Raw genomic sequence first — 18,878 nt, 5'->3', positions numbered from 1 at the left:
ATGGGTGTGCCGGGCATCGGCGATCCCGCGCCGGGGCCGCCGACGCGCCGGCCGTGGGCGGACGGCCACGGCTCGGTGCCGCGCCCGCATCACGCCGGAACTCACGGACGCGGGCCGCCCGCAACGCGGCGAAGACGGAACCACGGGCCGGGCCCGTCCGCCGACCGGCCGACGCCGCGCTCCGGCGCCCGCAGCCACAGCCACAGCCACAGCCACAGCCACAGCCGGACTCCCCACCGAGCCTGCCTGTTCACCATCGCGGGGCCGAACTCCCCGGCCGAGCCGCCACGTTCACCACCGTCGGCCGAACTCCCGTGCCAGTCCGGTCCGTCGGCCGGAGCACACCGGGCTCCCTCGCGCACGGCCGGGCCCACCTCGACGGAGCCGGCTCCGGCACCTCGGGCCGGGGGCGGCCCCACCCCGTTCACGCCCGCGCAGGGCCGGTTGCCGCGCCTCCGCGCATCCGTGGCAGCAACTCGGCGGCGAGCGGTGCCGACCGCCCCGGGAGGGCCCGTGAAGGGCCCTGGGCGCCCCGAAGGCCCGTACGTCCGTGTCAGGGGCGCGGCGGAGTGGCCGGCACCGGCCGCCATGCCTCCAGGGCGAGCCCCGGTTCGTCCTTGCGGCGGGTCAGCAGCAGCTCCCCGCCGTCCGGCCGGAGCGTGGCCGCCACGACCCGGCCCTCGTGGTCCTCGCCCACCGACACCCGCGCGCCCGGGGGCAGCCGGGGCCCGGACTCGGTCCACCAGGCACCGGCGGACTCCTGCTCGGTCGGATACGCCGCGAAGGCGACACGGCCGTCGGCCGAGCGCTGGGCCAGCAGCGTGCAGTCGACCCCGTCGAGGACGCAGCGGACCGCGGACACCGGCCCCGGCCCGGCACAGGTCACCAGCGGGACCGGGTCGGCGCCGGCCCGCCAGGCGCACACGGTGTCCGTGCCGTCCGTGAAGAACAGCGTGACGTGGTCGTCGGAGGTCGGCAGCGCCGTGAGGGTGCCCGGCCGCGCGTCCGCCTTCAGCGGCTCGTCGTCGAGTTCGGGGATGTGGCCGGGACCGGCCTGGGTCCAGCGCAGGACGCCCTCCGGCGAGGTCGCGTACAGCTCGACGAGCCCCGACGCCCGCGTCACGGCCGCCAGTTCGCCTTCGACGTCCCGGCCGAGCAGGTCGCGCCACGGCCCCCAGCCGCCGCGCTCCTTCTGGCCGCGCATGCTGACCCCGCCCGCCGGATTGCGTACGAAGACGTGGGCGCGGCCCTGGGCGTCCACGGCGACCGCGGGCACTCCGGTCGGCGGTCCCTTCTCGCCGGGGTGCCCGAGCCTGTTCCAGTCGAGCGCGGCGAGGTGCGGCCGGAAGTGCGTCGAGTGGACGAGCCCGGCCTCACCGGCACCGGTGGGCCGCCAGGTCACCAAGTGGGCGTATCCGTCGGCTCCCTGGCCCAGGGCGAGGACGGGATGCACCCGCTGGTCGCCGCCCACCGCGCGGGGCGCCGACCAGGAGCCGCCCGGATGCTGCTGGGCCCAGCAGCGCACCTCTTCGTCCAGCGGGGCGTAGGCGCTGAGCCTGCCGTCCCGCCCGCGTATGAGCCAGTCGCCGTTCACTGTGCGGACCATTGACACTCCACCACTCTAATCAGGTGGGGTGGACCGCCGGCGTGCGACCCTGGCCCCATGGACACTCCGCCGCTGGTGATCGTCGACGCCGCCAACGTGGTCGGGTCCGTGCCCGACGGCTGGTGGCGCGACCGCCGGGGCGCCGCGGAACGGCTGAGGGACCTCCTCGTCCCGTACGCCGCCGAGGGCCTCCCCGGTCGGCCGGGGCCCCTGGAACTCGTGCTGGTCGTCGAAGGCGCCGCCAGGGGCGTCGAATCGGTGCCCGGCGTACGCGTCGACCCGGCCCCGGGCAGCGGCGACGACCGCATCGTCGAGCTGGTCAGGGAGGCCGCCGACCGGCCCCGTCTGGTGGTGACGGCCGACCGCGAACTGCGCGCCAGGGTCACGGAGTCGGGGGCCGAGGTCACCGGACCCCGCACCGTCAGGCCCTGACCTCCCCAGCCGGCCGCCGGCCGCACCTCGCAGCCCGCACCTCGCAGCCCGCCACCGCCGCGCGTCCCCGCCACGCCCCGTTCGGCCCCCCTGCCCCGTGGGACCCCGTACGGCCCCGTACGCGCCCGGCCCCGCGGTCTCCGCCGGAGCGGGACGGCGCGGGGCCGGGAGGGCCGTGCGTCCGGCTACGGGGCCTCGCCGCGCGGCGGGTTCGCGCCTCCGTCGATCGTGGTCTCCTCGTGCCGTCCGAGACGGCTGTGGGAACGGCCGTAGGCGAAGTACACGGCCGCACCGATCACCATCCAGATGCCGAACCGCAGCCAGGTCTCGGCGGGCAGGTTCAGCATCAGCCAGAGCGAGGCGAGCACGGACACGATCGGGAGGAACGGCACCAGCGGCGTACGGAACGAGCGGGGCAGCTCGGGGCGCGTGCGGCGCAGGATGATCACGCCGATCGCCACGACGACGAAGGCGAACAGCGTGCCGATGTTCACCAGCTCGGCGAGTTCGCTGAGGCTCGTGAACCCCGCGAGGATCGCGATGACGACACCGAGCAGAATGGTCGGCCGGTGCGGGGTCTTGAAGCGCGGGTGGACCCGCGAGAAGAACCGCGGCAGCAGCCCGTCACGGCTCATCGCGAAGAAGACGCGGGTCTGCCCGAGGAGCAGGATCATGCAGACGCTCGTGAGGCCGACGGCCGCGCCGAAGCTGATGAACCCCGCGTACCAGGGGTGTCCGGTGGCCTTGAACGCGTCCGCGAGCGGGGCGTCGACGGACAGCTCGCTGTAGTGCTGCATGCCGGTCACGACGATGGCCACGGCCACGTACAGGGTGGTGCAGATGATCAGCGATCCGAGGATTCCGCGCGGCATGTCCCGCTGCGGGTTGCGGGTCTCCTCGGCGGCGGTGGCCACGACGTCGAAGCCGATGAAGGCGAAGAAGACCACGGAGGCCGCGGTGAAGATGCCCATCACGCCGAAGTTGGAGGGCGCCCAGCCGAAGATCAGCTGGATCAGCGGGGACTGGAGTCCGGCGCCCGCGTCCACGGGCTGCGCCTCGGGGATGAAGGGCTCGTAGTTCTTGCCGTCGATGAAGAAGGCGCCGGCGACGATCACCACGACGACGACGGTCACCTTGATGGCGACGACGACCGAGGTGACCCGCGCGGAGAGCTTCATGCCGACCACCAGGATCGCGGTGAGCACCAGCACGAGCGCCGCCGCGAGGATGTCGAAGCCGAAGCCGTCGGCGCCCTCCCGGCCGCTCAGCGCGGCCGGCAGTTGCCACCCCGCGTTGTCCAGCAGCGAGGCGATGTAACCGGACCAGCCGACGGCGACCACCGCCGTGCCGAGGGCGAACTCCAGCACCAGGTCCCAGCCGATGATCCAGGCGGGCAGCTCGCCGAGGGAGGCGTACGAGAAGGTGTACGCCGACCCGGCGACCGGGACCGTGGAGGCGAACTCGGCGTAGCAGAGCGCGGCGAGCGCGCAGACGACACCGGCCACGACGAAGGCCAGGGCCACGGCGGGGCCGGCGTTGTTCTTCGCGACCGTGCCGGTGAGCACGAAGATCCCGGTGCCGATGATGACACCGACGCCGAAGACGGTCAGGTCGAGTGCGGACAGGGATTTCTTGAGCGCGTGCTCCGGTTCCTCTGTGTCCAGGATGGACTGCTCGACCTTCTTCGTTCTGAAGAGGGTGCTGCTCACGGTCGTACCTCCCACGCTTGTCTTCCTCGACATGATCGAGAGGGGGAGTACTCCGTATGCCCCGGCACGTGGGCGTTCACGCGAATGGGCCGGTTCCACCACCGTAAAGGGTGCTGGAACCGGCCCATCCGGGTGTGCGTCAGTCGCGCGCGGGCTCCGCGGAGGCGTGCGCCTGGTCGAACCTGCCGTCGAACCTGGAGACGAGCCCGGTGACCTGGCGGGCGATGTCCGGCGCTGTCAGCCCGATCTCGGCCATGACCTCCTTGCGGGAGGCGTGGTCGAGGAACCGCGGCGGGATGCCGAAGTCGCGCAGCGGCACGTCGACGCCCGCGTCGCGCAGGGCCTGGGCGACCGCGGAGCCGACACCGCCGACGCGGGAGTTGTCCTCGACGGTGACGACCACGCGGTGGCGCTCGGCGAGCGGGGCCATGGCCTCGTCGACGGGCTTGACCCAGCGCGGGTCGACGACGGTCGTGGAGATGCCCTGCCGGTCCAGGAGGCCGGCGATCTCCAGGCACATCGGCGCGAGGGCGCCGACGGAGACCAGGAGCACGTCCGGGGTGTCCGTGCCCGGCTCGCGCAGGACGTCCATCCCGCCGATGCGTCCCACGGCGGGTACGGCGGGCCCGACCGCGCCCTTGGAGAAGCGGACCACCGTCGGGGCGTCGGTGACCTCGACGGCCTCCCGGAGCTGGGCGCGGACCTGGTCGGCGTCGCGCGGCGCGGCCAGCCGCAGGCCCGGCACGACCTGGAGGATCGACATGTCCCACATGCCGTTGTGCGAGGCGCCGTCCGTGCCGGTCACGCCGGCCCGGTCGAGCACGAAGGTGACACCGCACTTGTGCAGGGCGACATCCATCAGCACCTGGTCGAAGGCGCGGTTGAGGAAGGTCGCGTACACGGCGAAGACCGGGTGCAGGCCGCCCGTGGCGAGGCCCGCCGCCGACACGGCGGCGTGCTGCTCCGCGATGCCCACGTCGTAGACGCGCGAGGGGAAGGCCTTGGCGAACTTGTCGAGGCCCACCGGCTGGAGCATGGCGGCCGTGATGGCCACGACGTCCTTGCGCTCCTTGCCGAGCTTGACCATCTCCTCGCCGAAGACCGAGGTCCAGTCGGCGCCGGAGGAGGCGATCGGCAGACCCGTGTCCGGGTGGATCCTGCCGACGGCGTGGAAGCGGTCCGCCTCGTCCTGGAGGGCGGGCTGGTAGCCCCGGCCCTTCTCGGTGAGGCAGTGGACGATGACGGGCCCGCCGAAGCGCTTGGCGCGGGCGAGCGCGGACTCCAGGGCCTCGATGTCGTGGCCGTCGATCGGGCCGACGTACTTCAGGCCGAGGTCCTCGAACATGCCCTGCGGGGCGATGAAGTCCTTGAGGCCCTTCTTGGCGCCGTGCAGCGTCTCGTAGAGGGGCTTGCCGACGACCGGGGTGCGCTCCAGGAGGTCCTTGCCGCGGGCCAGGAAGCGCTCGTAGCCGTCGGTGGTGCGCAGGGTCGCCAGGTGGTTGGCGAGGCCGCCGATGGTCGGCGCGTACGACCGCTCGTTGTCGTTGACGACGATGACGAGCGGGCGGTCCTTGGCGTCGGCGATGTTGTTGAGCGCCTCCCAGGCCATGCCGCCGGTGAGCGCCCCGTCCCCGATGACGGCGACGACGTGGTCGTCCCGTTCGAGCACCTCGTTGGCCTTCGCGAGGCCGTCGGCCCAGCCGAGGACCGTGGAGGCGTGCGAGTTCTCGATGACGTCGTGCTCGGACTCCGCCTGGGAGGGGTAGCCGGACAGGCCGCCCTTCATCTTCAGCTTCGAGAAGTCCTGCCGGCCCGTGAGGAGCTTGTGCACGTAGGACTGGTGTCCGGTGTCCCAGAGGATCCGGTCCTTCGGCGACTCGAACACGCGGTGCAGTGCGATGGTGAGCTCGACGACGCCGAGATTGGGGCCGAGGTGGCCGCCGGTCTTGGAGACCGCGTCGACGAGGAAGGTCCGGATCTCGTCCGCCAGCTGGTCCAGCTGCTCCAGGCTGAGCCGGTCCAGATCGCGCGGTCCCCTGATGCGGGTCAGCAGCGGCACCCGTGCCTCCTTGCAGTAGAGCTGATCGAGCTATTGCCGGGTCTGTCGAGTCTAATGTTCCGCCTTCGGAGGCGTCGGCCGGGCTCCGCGTTGTACATCGCGGAACCGGCCGTACAACAATCTCGCCCGACTGTTCTGCCACCAAACGCCCCAACGCACACAAAAGTGCCCGGCACCGCCATTGGTGCCGGGCACTTGTCGTGGGAGGGGCTGCGCCCCACCGGGGGCGCGGGGCCCGCCGAACCCGTCAGGACAACGGGTTCCGGGGTGCTCCGCGCCGCGGGCCGCGCGGTCGACCCGCCGGCCCTCCGGGCGCTAGGCGCGGCCGGCGGTCCGCTGGGTCTTGCGGGTGACGGAGTCGATGACGACCGTCGCGAGCAGGACTCCACCGGTGATCATGTACTGGACCGGGGTGGCGATGCCCTCAAGGGCGAGTCCGTACTGGATCGAGGTGATGACCATGACACCGAGAAGCGCGTTCCAGGTGCGGCCCCGGCCACCGAAGAGGCTGGTGCCACCGATGACGGCGGCGGCGATGACGTTCATCAGAAGGTCACCGGCACCGGCGCTCTGGTTGGCAGCGGCGATCTTGGAGGACCAGAAGAGACCGCCGACCGCGGCGAACAGGCCCGCGATGGCGAAGACCGAGATCCGGACCGCCGTGACGTTGATACCGGCACGACGGGACGCCTCGACGCTGCCGCCGAGGGCGAAGATCTTGCGACCGTAGCCCGTGCGGCGGAGCAGGAAGTCCGTGCCCACCAGGACCAGCAGGAACAGCAGCAGCGCCAGGGGCAGGCCCTTGTACTGGTTGAACATGATCGCCGCGGCGAACGCGATGATCGCCAGCAGCGCCGTGCGCAGCACGATCTCGCTCAGCGGACGGGAGGGCACTCCCGCGGCCTCGCGGCGGCGGCTGTCCAGGAACGTGGTGACGAAGAAGAGCACCACGGCGGCGGTGGCCAGTCCGTAGGCGGCCGCGACATCGGAGAAGTAGTACGTGGTCAGCTTGCCGACCGCGCCCTCGCTGTCGATGTTGATGGTGCCGTTCTCGCCCAGGATCTGGAGCATGAAGCCGAGCCAGAACAGCAGGCCGGCCAGGGTCACCGCGAACGCGGGAGCCCCGATCTTCGCGAAGAAGAAGCCGTGCAGCGAGCCGATCGCCGCGCCGCTGGCGAGGGCGATGAGGATGGCGAGCCACTGGTTCATGCCGTGCGTGACGGTGAGCACCGCGGTGATGGCGCCCGCCACACCGCTGACCGAGCCGACCGACAGGTCGATCTCACCGAGCAGCAGCACGAAGATGATGCCGACCGACATCATGCCGGTCGCCACCATCGCGACGGCGATGTTGTTCAGGTTCTCGGCGGAGAGGAAGGCCGAGTTCAGGCTCTGGAAGATGATGCAGATGACGATCAGGCCGATGACGACCGGGACGGAGCCCAGGTCACCGGCGCGCATCTTCCGCTTGAACTCGCCGACGTAGCCGGCGAGGCCCTGCTCGCGCACGAGCAGACGGGGGTCGACCGCGGTGACCGCGGCGGCGGCCGCCTCGGGGTTCTCGACGAGGTGCTCGTCCTTGCTGGCGGAGGTCTTGTCGGTGCTCACTTCTGAGCCTCCCCGTTGCTGCGCGCCGCACGACGGGTCACGGCGTTGTCCGTGGCACCGGTGATGGCGGAAATGATCTCTTCCTGGGAGGTGGTCTTGACCTCGAAGACGCCGTTGTTGCGGCCGAGCCGGAGCACGGCGACCTTGTCGGCGACAGCCTTCACGTCGGCCATGTTGTGGCTGATGAGGAGGACGGCGTGGCCGCGCTCGCGCAGACGCTCGACCAGGTCGAGGACCTGGGCGGTCTGCTCCACGCCGAGGGCCGCGGTGGGCTCGTCGAGGATGACCAGCTTGGGCTCGCCGAGCATGGATCGCGCGATGGCCACGGTCTGGCGCTGACCGCCGGAGAGCGAGGCGATCGGGATGCGCACGCTGGGGATGCGGATCGACAGCGTCTGGAGCAGCTCGCGGGAGCGGCGCTCCATCTCGACCTCGTCCAGGATGCCCCTCTTCTTGAGCTCACGCCCGAGGTAGAGGTTGCCGACGACATCGATGTTGTCGCACAGCGCGAGGTCCTGGTAGACGGTCGCGATGCCCAGGTTCTGGGCGTCGTGCGGCCGGGTGATCTGGACGGTCTTGCCGTCCCATTCGATGACGCCCTCATCGATGGGGTGCACGCCGGCGATCGTCTTGACCAGCGTGGACTTTCCGGCGCCGTTGTCGCCGACGAGGGCGACCACCTCGCCGGCGTGGATCTCGAGCTCTACGTCGGTGAGCGCCTGGACGGCACCGAACCGCTTGGAGACCCCGCGCAACGCCAGGACAGGCGTAGCGGACACGTGAACCATCTCCTTCGCCGCCTGACCCGGCGGGAGGTTGTGCAGAAGAATTCGGAGGGGTGAAGTGTTCCTTCCGGCGCCCCGCCCTAGCTTGCGGGGCTGGTGATTGCGGGGCGCCGGAGGGGCTTCGGGTGCCGGTCCGTCACGGGCACTGAGCCCGGTGCGGGAACCCGCTGACGGGTTCCCGCACCTGGTCGACGGACCAGCGGGTTACTACTTGAGGCCGATCTTGTCGCAGGCGGCCTTGTACTTGGCCGTGCAGATGTCGGCGACGGTGTAGACGCCGTCCTTGACGACGGTGTCGGCGATGTTCTCCTTGGTCAGCGAGGTGACCGGGACGAGCACCGAGGCGACACCCTTCGTGGTGGGGCTGTCGACCGAGTCCTTGGCGACCGAGTCGAGCTTCTCACCCTTGGCGAGCGCGACGGCCATCTCCGCGGCGGCGGCAGCCTCCGGGGCGTACGGCTTGTAGACGCTCATGAACTGCTCGCCCGCGACGATGCGCTGCACACCGGCAAGCTCGGCGTCCTGGCCGGTGACGGGCGGGAGCGGGGTGACGCCCGCCGACTTCAGGGCCGTGATGATACCGCCGGCCATGCCGTCGTTGGCGGAGTAGACGCCGACGATGTTCTTCTTGCCGATCGCGGAGATGGCGCCTTCCATGTTGGCGTTGGCGTTCTCCGGCTTCCACTCCTTGGTGTCGTACGACTTCGCGATGTCGACCTTGCCCTCGAGCTCGGACAGCGCGCCCTTCTTGAAGAGGGCGGCGTTCGGGTCGGTGACCGCGCCGTTCATCATGACGATCTTCGCGGAGGGCTTGGCCTTGTCGCCGAGAGCCTCGAGGAGGGCCTTGCCCTGGACACGGCCGACCTCTTCGTTGTCGAAGGAGGTGTAGGCGTCGATCGGGCCTTCGGCCAGGCGGTCGTACGCGACGACGGGGATGTCGGCGTCCTTGGCCTTCTTGACCGAGTTGGCGATGGCCTTCGAGTCGACAGCGTCGACGATCAGCACGTCCACCTTGTTGGTGATCATGGTGTCGACCTGCTGGGCCTGCGTGGTGGCGTCCTGCTTGGCGTTGGCGTAGATGACCTCGCCCTTGCCGTCCGTCAGCTCCGCGACCTTCTTCTCGATGAGCGGCTTGTCGAACTGCTCGTACCGCGCGGTCTGGTTCTCCGGGAGGAGAAGGCCGACCTTGATGTTGTCGCCCTTGGCCGGCGACTTCGTGCTGTCGCCGCTTTCGTCGGAGTCGCCGGCGCTGCCACAGGCAGCGAGCGAGACGGCCATCGCACCAGCGGCAACGGCAAAGGCGGCGCGACGCATACGCATGTTCATTCAGAAACCTCCCTGACGAGGCCGCGACGTTGCGGCCGAGGTGGCTCGAAGTCAACTTGGCCACGGGTGCGGCGTCAAGAAGTAAATCCTTAACGAGATGGCAACGGTGCCATCCGTTCTCTAAGTGAAGGCAGGCGCGACCGAGGCGAAAGATCCGTCCAAAAGGGTCGAATCGCCCATCTCGCTGAGTGCGAGAGCGAGTGCCCCGAGGACTTCCGCCCGGCCGCCGAGGGCCCCCGGCAGAACGGAGAGCTGCCGTGCCGCACTGGGGATCGCATAGCGGCCGACGGACTCCCTGATGGGCCCGAGGACGAGCTCACCGGCCTCGGCGAGATCGCCGCCGAGGACCACCCGGCTCGGGTTGAGCAAGTTGCAGAGGTTGGCGACTCCACTCCCGATGTGTCGGCCCACGTCGGCGATCACCCGACGGCAGCCAGGGTCTCCGTCCCGCGCCAGCCGCACGACCCCTTCCATGGTCAGGTCGGTGCCGTGACTGGATTGAAGAAGCGGCAGCACGTAGCGTGCGGCCGCAAACGTCTCCAAGCAGCCGCGGTTGCCGCAGCGGCAGACGGGTCCGGACTCGTCAAGAGTAATATGCCCGATTTCTCCGGCGGTGCCACCCGGGCCGCGGTAGATCTTGCCACTGATCACGAGTCCGGCGCCGACACCGCTCGCGACCTTGATGTACGCCAGGTCCCGGACGCCCCTGCCGCTCCCCCAGACCAGCTCCCCCAGAGCGCCCAGGTTCGCGTCGTTGTCCACGTACACCGGCACGCCGAGCCGCCCCCGCAGCTCCTCGGCGGGCCTGGTGCCGGTCCAGCCCGGCAGGATCGACGTGGAGCCGAGCGTCCCGGACTCCACGTCGATGGGCCCCGGCACTCCGAGGCCCACCCCCGCGACCTTGTCCCGGTCCACCCCGGTTGCCGCGATCAAGCGGTTGACCAGCTGTTCCGCCCGGTCGAAGCCCTGTGCCGCCGAAGCGTCCACGTCGAGCGGCTCGGATTCCTCGGCCAGTACCTGATGGGCCAGGTTTCCGACCGCGACGCGCAAATGCGTGTGCCCGAAGTCGACCCCGATCACGATGCCGGCGTCACCGCTCAGACTCACGCTGCGGGCCCTGCGGCCACCCGCGGAAGTCGGTGTGACCTCGACCGTCCCGCCGTCCTTGAGCTCACGGACGATGTTGGAGACCGTGGCCGCGGAAAGGCCCGTGGTCCTCGCGATCTCCGCCTGCGTGAGCGATCCGGCCAGGCGCACCGCGCGTACGACCCGTTCGAGATTGGCCCGGTGCAGTGATGACTGCGACCCCGGAGTCTCCACGACGACCTCCTGCGTACGGGGCCGCCTCGGTGAGGCCCCGTCTATGTCCAACTAGTGAACTCTAAGCTGAGCCGTTTGGGTTGCCTCCCGTCAAGAGGTTGAGCAGAGGGGTGCTCCGATGCGCCCGAAGACACGAGGGTGGTCCCGGACGCAATCCGGGACCACCCTCACAAACCGAACGTTACTTGAGCGCGCCCGCCGTGAGACCGGACTGCACCTGGCGCTGGAAGATCGCGTACACGGCGAGCACCGGCATCATCGCGATCATCATTCCTGCCATCAGGGCGCCCCAGTCGTTCTCGTAGCCCTGCTGGAGCGCGATCATGGCCAGGCCCTGGGTGAGGACGTACTTGTCCTCCTGCTGGTTGAGCACCATCGGCAGGAGGTACTGGTTCCACTGCCCCAGGAAGTTGAAGATCCCGATGCTGATCAGGCCCGGCTTGGCCATCGGCAGCATGACCTGGAAGAACGTCCGCGTATGTGACGCCCCGTCGATCAGCGCCGCCTCCGCGATGGAGGTCGGCAGGGTGCGGAAGAAGGCGGTCATGAAGAACACCGTGAACGGCAGCGAGTAGGCGATGTAGACCAGGATCAGGCCCTGGTAGGTGGCCAGCAGCGACGAGCCCGGGAAGTCGCGCAGCACGAAGAAGAGCGGGATCACGAGCATGAACACCGGGAACGACATGCCGGCCACGAACATGAAGTAGATGAACCGGTTGCCCGGGAACGTGAACCGGGCCAGCACGTACGCGGCCATGGAGCCGAGCACCATCGTGCCGGTGACCGAACCGCCCACGACGATGATGGTGTTCAGGAAGTACTGGCCCATGTTCGCCTTGTTCCAGGCGTTCGACCAGTTCTCGAAGTGGAACGTGGTGGGCAGGCCCCACGGGTCGCTGAGGATGCCGTTGCTGGTCTTGAACGAGCTCCAGAGCACCCACAGCAGGGGCACGCCGACCATGAGCGCCCACAGGACGAGCATGCCGTGCGAGAAGACGTGGAGCACCCCGCCCTCGGAGCTGCGGCCGTCGGTGGGTCCGAGCTTCTTGGTGACGGCCGGACGGGGTTCGTCCGTCTTGGTCACCGCGTCGATTTCGGTCGTCATCCGCCGTATCCCTAGAACTCGATCCGCTCACGGCGCGCGAAGCGCATCGTGAGCACTGCGAACGTCATGGTGACGATGAGCATGGCGACGCCCATCGCGGACGCGTAGCCGAACTGGCTGTCCCGGAAGGCCGTGAGGTAGAGGCGCAGCGGCATGACGTCCGTCGCGCCGTCGGGTCCGCCCATGTTCACCGACATGATCTGGACCAGCGCGAAGGCGTCGAGCGCGATGATGCCCATGTACACCCAGCCGGTCTGCACGGTGTCCCACAGCAGCGGCAGGGTGATGCGGAAGAACGTGTGGAAGCGGTTCGCCCCGTCGAGCAGCGCCGCCTCGTAGATGTCGCGCGGGATGGACGCCATCGCCGCGGAGAACAGCACGACGTAGAAGCCGACGTGGGACCAGATCATCACGGCCATGATGCAGAGCAGGGCGAGGTTCTTCTCGCCCAGCCAGGCGTTCTGCAGGCTGTCCAGCCCCAGCCCGCCGAGCAGGGAGTTGAGCATCCCGTCGTCGGGGTCGGGGTTGTAGATGTTGAACCAGATGACGGCGACGATCGTGATCGAGATGACCTGCGGGAAGAAGAAGACGAATCGGTAGAACTTCGATCCGGTGACCCCGGTGATGACTTCGTTCTTCCGACGCTTTCCGCCGACATTGAGCATGAAGGCGAAGAACAGACCCAGCCCGAGTGTGACGATCGGGACGGCGATGAGCATATAGACGTTGTGGCGCAGCGCGTTCCAGAAGTCGTCGCTGTCCCACAGCTTGTGGAAATTGTCGAGGCCGACGAACTTCGCCGTCCCGACAAGTCCCGACCAGTCGGTCATCGAGATCTGGAACGCCTGGACGAACGGCGAGATCACGAAGATCGCGTAAATGATCACGGGTAGGGCCAGGAAGCCCACGATGAATCGGTACTTGCCGTGTTGCATTGCGCTTCCCGGCCCTTCCCCTTTGTCTTCCGGCCTGCCGGACGTGCGGTCTACTGCTCGCGCTTGAACTTCTTGACCGAGTCGTCCTTGGCGACCGCGTCGGCGTACGCCTGCGTCTTCTTGATCCAGTCGGCGGCCTTCAGGTCACCGGTGAGGAGCTGGCCGGTGAGGCCGCCGATCTTCTCGTCGGTGAGCGCGGGGTACCACTCCTGGAGCTGAAGGCTGATCAGGTTGTCCCCGGCCGTCTTGAACACACTGCTCGCGGACGCGAGGCCCGGCGAGAGAGTCATGCCCTCCGTCGCATCGACCACACAGGTCAGCGACTTCACCTTCGTCGCGAAGTTCTGCGCGTGCTTCTTGGAGAGCATGATGCGCAGCAGCTCCATGCCGCCGGCCGGGTTCTTGCCCTTGCTGGAGACGATGTACGGCTCGCTGGGCTCGGCGCGCAGGGTGCCCTGCGGCATCTTGTCGCCCGCGCCGCCGTCGAAGAGGGCGCCGACGGCCATGCCGAAGTCCTTCGGCGTGGTCGGGGCCGACTCGTTCTCCACCCAGGAGCCGTTGGGGATGAACATGGCCTTGCCCTTGTTCCAGGCGGTCTGCGACTGGATGTGGGTCAGGCCCTGGGAGCCTTCGAGGAAGTACTTCTTGGCGGCCAGCTCCTCGTAGAACTCGACGACCTGCTTGACCGCGTCGCTCTTCGTCCAGGCGTTGGGCTCCAGGTTGTCGATGGCGATCCACTCCTCCATGCCACCGATCTTGGCGATCTGGCCGAAGAGGTTGAAGTGGACGTAGTAGGGATATTTGCCCGGGTACGTCCAGGGCGCGATGCCCTTCTTCTTGATGTCGCCGGAGAGCTTGACCATGTCGTCGAACGTCTTCGGGTACTCCCACCCGTTGTCGTCCATGGCCTTCTGCGAGTACCACGTGCCGTAGATCGTGAAGGCGTAGTAGAGGACGTCGAAGACGTCGCCGTGCTTGCCCTTCTCGATGGTGCTCGGGTGGATGACGTCCGAGATCTTCTTGGCCGCGTCGTCCAGCGAGGGGGCGTCCAGCAGGGCCTGGAGGTCCTGGAGTTGCCCCTGCGTCGACAACTTGTTCATGTCGAGGTGGTCGGCGCCGGAGTTGTCGATGACGTCCGGCGGGTTGCCGCCCGCGAAGCGCGGGGTCAGCTTGGGGCCGACCTGCTGGGTGCCGGTGTGCTTGACGGTGACGCCGTACGTCTTGTTGTAGTCGGCCTCGGCGTCCTTGGCGTACTGGTCGCCCAGGCCGCCCTTGAAGATGAACGCCTCCATAGCGGCGCCCTTCTTCACCCCCAGGGGGTTCTTCGCGGACTTCTCGCCACCGGGCGCTTTCGTCTCTTTGTCGTCACCGCCACCGCCTCCGGTGGCACAGGCCGAGAGAAATCCCATCGTGGGTACGGAAATCAGGCCGAGCGCGGCGGACCGCTTGATCAGATCACGGCGGCCGACGCCCTCGCCGTTGTTGTGGGCAGAAGTGGATCCCATGCTCAAGTCCTCGCCTTCATCAGGACTCAGGCGGTGAACCGGACCCTCCCCGGCACCGCGGTTGGTGAAGCTGGGGTCGTGCACTTTTCACACACGGGGGCGGGCGAGAACGCACGGCATTCGGTGTCCGCCGCGCTTCTCGCCCCCGTGGTCATTGCCTGTCCACGACCGGTCGAACGACCGGAGTGGACGCGACAGGTATAGTCCACTTCCCGCCAGCTGAGCAAGATCGAATGCAGGGTTGGCCGACGTTCTTTCCCTAAGTGAGACCTCGCGGAAATATCAGGCGCTCCCGCGCGCACACCTCACAGCGGCCGATCAGGGGTCGAACAGGGAGCCGCCAGGCGGCCCGGCGAGGGGCCTTCGGCGCAACCCCCCGTACGCCACACCCAACACCCTTGACATCCTTGGCCACTTGACTCCCTACTGGTCCTTGCGCAGCAAATCTGACAACGTTGTCCAGGCGCAGGGAGGGTGCTCGCGCATGCACTCCAGAGCACGGAAGAGAACTCGGCACGGAGCACGACACCGGTGGGGCTCCACCGCGGTACTCGGAGCGGCGGCCTTCGCCCTGGTGGTGGCCTCACAGGGCGCCGCCGTCGCCCGACCGGGTGAAGCGGCCGCCGCCGACAAGGAGTTCCGTTCCTCCTTCGAGACGGGCGACCGCGCCCCCGACTGGCTGAACACTGTCGACACCTCGTCCGACGGGACGAAGCGCACGTCGGGTGTCGACGGCGGCTACAGCACCGGCATCCCCGGCAACGTGACGGACCACGTCACGGACGTCCGCGCCAGCGGCGAGAACACCGGCGGGGGTGAGGTCAAGGAGAACCTCGTCGACGTCGAACCCAGCACGAAATGGCTGGTCTTCGAGTCCAGCGGCTGGGTCGAGTTCGACCTGGACGCCCCGGTCGACCTGGTCTCGTACGCGCTGACCTCGGCCAACGACCACGACGAGCGCGACCCGGCCGACTGGACCCTCAAGGGCTCCACCGACGGCTCGGACTGGAAGACCCTCGACACCCGTACGGGCGAGTCCTTCGGCGAGCGGTTCCAGACGAAGAAGTACGACCTCGCGGAACCCGCGAAGTACGCGCACTTCCGGCTGGACGTCACCAGGAACCACAGCGGCGGCATCCTCCAACTCGCCGATGTCCAGTTCTCGACGGGCGGCGACGACGACCCGACGCCCAAGGACATGCTGTCCCTGGTCGACCGCGGCCCCAGCGGCTCGCCGACCGCGAAGGCGGGCGCGGGCTTCACCGGCAAGCGCGCCCTGCGCTACGCGGGCACCCACAAGGCCGACGGCCGCGCCTACTCGTACAACAAGGTCTTCGACGTGAACGTGGCCGTCGGCCGCGACACCGAGCTGTCCTACCGGATCTTCCCGTCCATGGCGGACGGCGACCTCGACTACGACGCCACCAACGTCTCGGTGGACCTGGCCTTCACGGACGGCACGTACCTGAGCGACCTGCGCCCGCTGGACCAGCACGGCTTCGCGCTGACGCCGCAGGGACAGGGCGCGGCGAAGGTGCTGTACGTCAACCAGTGGAACAACGTCGCCTCGCGGATCGGCTCGGTCGCGGCCGGCCGGACCGTCGACCGCATCCTGGTCGCGTACGACTCCCCGAAGGGGCCGGCCAAGTTCCGCGGCTGGCTGGACGACGTCTCCCTGCGCGTCAAGGCACCCGAGAAGCCGAAGGCGCATCTGTCCGACTACGCGTCCACGACGCGCGGCACGAACTCCAGCGGCGGCTTCTCGCGCGGCAACAACTTCCCGGCCACCGCCGTGCCGCACGGTTTCAACTTCTGGACGCCGGTGACGAACGCGGGGTCGCTGAGCTGGCTCTACGACTACGCGCGCGGCAACAACGCGGACAACCTGCCCACGATCCAGGCGTTCAGCGCGAGCCACGAGCCCAGCCCCTGGATGGGCGACCGGCAGACCTTCCAGGTGATGCCGTCCGCCGCCGAGGGCACTCCGGAGACGGGCCGCGCCGCCCGGGCGCTCGCCTTCAGCCACGACAACGAGACGGCACGTCCGTACTACTACGGGGTCACGTTCGAGAACGGCCTCAAGGCGGAGATGGCGCCGACCGACCACGCGGCGGCCCTGCGCTTCACCTACCCCGGTGACGACGCCTCGGTGATCTTCGACAACGTCACGGACCAGGCCGGTCTGACCCTGGACAAGGAGAACGGGATCGTCACGGGCTACTCGGACGTCAAGTCCGGTCTGTCCACGGGCGCGACCCGGCTCTTCGTCCACGGCGTGTTCGACGCGCCCGTCGTCGAGGGCGGCTCCTCCGGCGTCAAGGGCCATCTGCGCTTCGACGCCGGCGAGGACCGCACCGTCACGCTGAAGCTCGCCACCTCCCTGATCAGCATCGACCAGGCCAAGGACAACCTCCGCCAGGAGATCCCGGACGGCACCTCCTTCGGCAAGGTGGTCTCGCGCGCCCAGAAGCAGTGGGACAGGCTGCTCGGCAAGGTGGAGGTCGAGGGTGCCACCCCCGACCAGCTGACGACGCTCTACTCCAGCCTCTACCGGCTGTACCTGTACCCCAACTCCGGCTTCGAGAAGGTCGGCAAGGAGTACAAGTACGCCTCGCCGTTCTCCCCGATGCCCGGCCCGGACACACCGACGCACACCGGGGCGAAGATCGTCGACGGCAAGGTGTACGTCAACAACGGGTTCTGGGACACCTACCGGACGACCTGGCCCGCCTACTCACTGCTGACCCCCGGCCAGGCCGGCGAGATGGTCGACGGGTTCGTCCAGCAGTACAAGGACGGCGGCTGGACCTCCCGCTGGTCCTCCCCCGGCTACGCGGACCTGATGACCGGCACGTCGTCGGACGTGGCCTTCGCCGACGCGTACGTGAAGGGCGTCGACTTCGACGCCGAGTCCGCGTACGACGCGGCGGTGAAGAACGCGACGGTCGTTCCGCCCTCCTCGGGCGTCGGCCGCAAGGGCATGGCGACCTCGCCCTTCCTCGGGTACACGAGCACGGACACGCACGAGGGGCTGTCGTGGGCGCTGGAGGGCTACCTCAACGACTACGGCATCGCGAGGATGGGGCAGGCGCTCCACCGGAAGACCGGTGACAAGCGCTACAAGGAGGAGTCGCAGTACTTCCTCAACCGGGCCCAGGAGTACGTGAAGCTCTTCGACGCCAAGGCGGGCTTCTTCCAGGGCCGCGACAAGAAGGGCGACTGGCGCGTCGAGTCCACGAAGTACGACCCCCGGGTGTGGGGCCACGACTACACCGAGACGAACGGCTGGGGCTACGCGTTCACCGCGCCCCAGGACTCACGGGGACTGGCGAACCTCTACGGCGGGCGCTCCGGGCTCGCGGACAAGCTCGACACGTACTTCGCGACCCCCGAGACCGCCTCGCCCGACTTCGTCGGCTCCTACGGCGGCGTCATCCACGAGATGACCGAGGCGCGTGACGTCCGGATGGGCATGTACGGGCACTCCAACCAGGTGGCCCACCACGTGAACTACATGTACGACGCGGCCGGCCAGCCGTGGAAGACCCAGAAGAACGTCCGCGAGGTCCTCTCCCGCCTCTACACCGGCAGCGAGATCGGGCAGGGCTACCACGGCGACGAGGACAACGGCGAGCAGTCGGCCTGGTACCTGTTCTCCTCGCTCGGCTTCTACCCGCTGGTCATGGGCAGCGGCGAATACGCCGTCGGCTCACCGCTGTTCACCAAGGCGACCGTGCACCTGGAGAACGGCCGGGACCTGGTGGTCAAGGCTCCAAAGAACAGCGCGAAGAACGTGTACGTGCAGGGCCTGAAGGTCAACGGCCGCAAGTGGACGTCGACTTCGCTGCCGCACTCGCTCATCTCGCGCGGCGGAGTGCTGGAGTTCGACATGGGGCCGAGGCCCTCCTCGTGGGGCACCGGGAAGAACGCGGCGCCCGTCTCGATCACCGAGGACGACAAGGTCCCCTCGCCGCGCCAGGACGCCCTCCGGGGCGAGGGTCCGCTGTTCGACGACACGTCCGCCACGGACGCGGCCGCGGCCTCGGTGGACCTGCCCGTCAAGGAGGAGGTCAAGGCCGTCCAGTACACCCTGACGTCCTCGGACAGGGCCAAGGCGCCCAAGGGGTGGGTCCTGCAGGGCTCCACGGACGGCACCACGTGGAAGGACCTCGACACGCGCTCCGGGGAGTCCTTCACGTGGGACCGCCAGACACGCGCCTTCTCGGTCGCGGCACCCGGCGCGTACGGGAAGTACCGGCTGGTCGTCGACGGTGAGGCGACGCTCGCGGAGGTGGAGCTGCTGGCCTAGCGCCGTCCCCGTACGGCCGACGCCGTCGGGAGTCCGCCCGCGCCCGCCGGCCTCGGCCGGTCGGCGTCGGCGGCCCGCGGCGCACGGCCCTGGACACCGTGCCCCCACGTCCGTTCCGGCGGATTCTAGAGATGCTCGCAACACCTGATGGCTTATGCGGCCGTTAGTAGATCACGTAG

The 18,878-nt window shown here is 68.9% G+C and carries 12 protein-coding genes; 2 read left to right on the top strand and 10 right to left on the bottom strand.

Annotated features, from left to right (window positions below):
• Positions 1–553 precede the first annotated feature (553 nt).
• Positions 554–1,594: a PLL family lectin gene (locus IE265_RS08770; RefSeq protein ID WP_190035125.1), complete on the bottom strand. Its 1,041-nt coding sequence runs from the start codon at positions 1,592–1,594 to the stop codon at positions 554–556.
• 69 nt (positions 1,595–1,663) lie between these two features.
• Between IE265_RS08770 and IE265_RS08765 the strand changes: the two genes are divergently transcribed.
• On the top strand, positions 1,664–2,038 hold the full coding sequence (locus IE265_RS08765; protein ID WP_190034837.1) for a PIN domain-containing protein: 375 nt from the start codon (positions 1,664–1,666) through the stop codon (positions 2,036–2,038).
• A gap of 185 nt (positions 2,039–2,223) precedes the next feature.
• Here IE265_RS08765 and IE265_RS08760 read toward each other — a convergent pair whose 3' ends face one another.
• From IE265_RS08760 to ngcE, 9 genes are all read right to left on the bottom strand, one after another.
• A complete protein-coding gene (locus tag IE265_RS08760; RefSeq protein WP_190034836.1) occupies positions 2,224–3,747 on the bottom strand; it encodes an amino acid permease in 1,524 nt (507 codons plus the stop codon).
• Between the two features lie 139 nt (positions 3,748–3,886).
• Positions 3,887–5,806, bottom strand: coding sequence for a 1-deoxy-D-xylulose-5-phosphate synthase (gene dxs, locus IE265_RS08755; RefSeq protein WP_190034835.1), 1,920 nt, complete (start codon positions 5,804–5,806; stop codon positions 3,887–3,889).
• A 315-nt stretch (positions 5,807–6,121) separates the two neighbouring features.
• Entirely contained in the window at positions 6,122–7,414 is a 1,293-nt protein-coding gene (locus IE265_RS08750; protein WP_190034834.1) for a sugar ABC transporter permease, read from the bottom strand.
• Positions 7,411–8,202 (bottom strand): ATP-binding cassette domain-containing protein, encoded by a 792-nt coding sequence (locus IE265_RS08745; protein WP_190034833.1) that lies wholly within the window; start codon positions 8,200–8,202, stop codon positions 7,411–7,413. Before IE265_RS08745 ends, IE265_RS08750 begins: the two co-directional genes overlap by 4 nt.
• A gap of 204 nt (positions 8,203–8,406) precedes the next feature.
• Positions 8,407–9,525 carry a substrate-binding domain-containing protein gene (locus tag IE265_RS08740; RefSeq protein ID WP_190034832.1) on the bottom strand — a complete coding sequence of 373 codons (1,119 nt, stop codon included), beginning with the start codon at positions 9,523–9,525 and terminating at the stop codon, positions 8,407–8,409.
• Between the two features lie 120 nt (positions 9,526–9,645).
• The gene (locus IE265_RS08735; protein WP_190034831.1) at positions 9,646–10,845 is read right to left on the bottom strand and encodes an ROK family transcriptional regulator; all 1,200 of its coding nucleotides are present in this window, start codon (positions 10,843–10,845) and stop codon (positions 9,646–9,648) included.
• A gap of 181 nt (positions 10,846–11,026) precedes the next feature.
• The gene (locus IE265_RS08730) at positions 11,027–11,950 is read right to left on the bottom strand and encodes a carbohydrate ABC transporter permease (RefSeq protein WP_190034830.1); all 924 of its coding nucleotides are present in this window, start codon (positions 11,948–11,950) and stop codon (positions 11,027–11,029) included.
• Between the two features lie 11 nt (positions 11,951–11,961).
• Complete coding sequence (locus tag IE265_RS08725; protein ID WP_190034829.1) at positions 11,962–12,885, bottom strand: carbohydrate ABC transporter permease; 924 nt, start codon at positions 12,883–12,885, stop codon at positions 11,962–11,964.
• Positions 12,886–12,935: 50 nt separating this feature from the next.
• On the bottom strand, positions 12,936–14,390 hold the full coding sequence (gene ngcE / locus IE265_RS08720) for an N-acetylglucosamine/diacetylchitobiose ABC transporter substrate-binding protein (protein WP_190034828.1): 1,455 nt from the start codon (positions 14,388–14,390) through the stop codon (positions 12,936–12,938).
• 484 nt (positions 14,391–14,874) lie between these two features.
• Between ngcE and IE265_RS08715 the strand changes: the two genes are divergently transcribed.
• A complete protein-coding gene (locus tag IE265_RS08715; protein WP_190034827.1) occupies positions 14,875–18,699 on the top strand; it encodes a GH92 family glycosyl hydrolase in 3,825 nt (1,274 codons plus the stop codon).
• The last annotated feature ends 179 nt before the right edge of the window (positions 18,700–18,878 follow it).

The sequence above is a fragment of the Streptomyces fructofermentans genome (genome assembly GCF_014651055.1).
Taxonomy (GTDB): domain Bacteria; phylum Actinomycetota; class Actinomycetes; order Streptomycetales; family Streptomycetaceae; genus Streptomyces; species Streptomyces fructofermentans.
This window is presented reverse-complemented; position numbering and strand designations above follow the sequence as displayed.

Coding starts and splice junctions, on each gene's coding strand:
- IE265_RS08765 (WP_190034837.1), top strand. CDS start 1,664: ATGGACACTCCGCCGCTGGTGATCGTCGACGCCGCCAACGTGGTCGGG.
- IE265_RS08745 (WP_190034833.1), bottom strand. CDS start 8,202: ATGGTTCACGTGTCCGCTACGCCTGTCCTGGCGTTGCGCGGGGTCTCC.
- IE265_RS08740 (WP_190034832.1), bottom strand. CDS start 9,525: ATGAACATGCGTATGCGTCGCGCCGCCTTTGCCGTTGCCGCTGGTGCG.
- IE265_RS08730 (WP_190034830.1), bottom strand. CDS start 11,950: ATGACGACCGAAATCGACGCGGTGACCAAGACGGACGAACCCCGTCCG.
- IE265_RS08725 (WP_190034829.1), bottom strand. CDS start 12,885: ATGCAACACGGCAAGTACCGATTCATCGTGGGCTTCCTGGCCCTACCC.
- ngcE (WP_190034828.1), bottom strand. CDS start 14,390: ATGGGATCCACTTCTGCCCACAACAACGGCGAGGGCGTCGGCCGCCGT.
- IE265_RS08715 (WP_190034827.1), top strand. CDS start 14,875: ATGCACTCCAGAGCACGGAAGAGAACTCGGCACGGAGCACGACACCGG.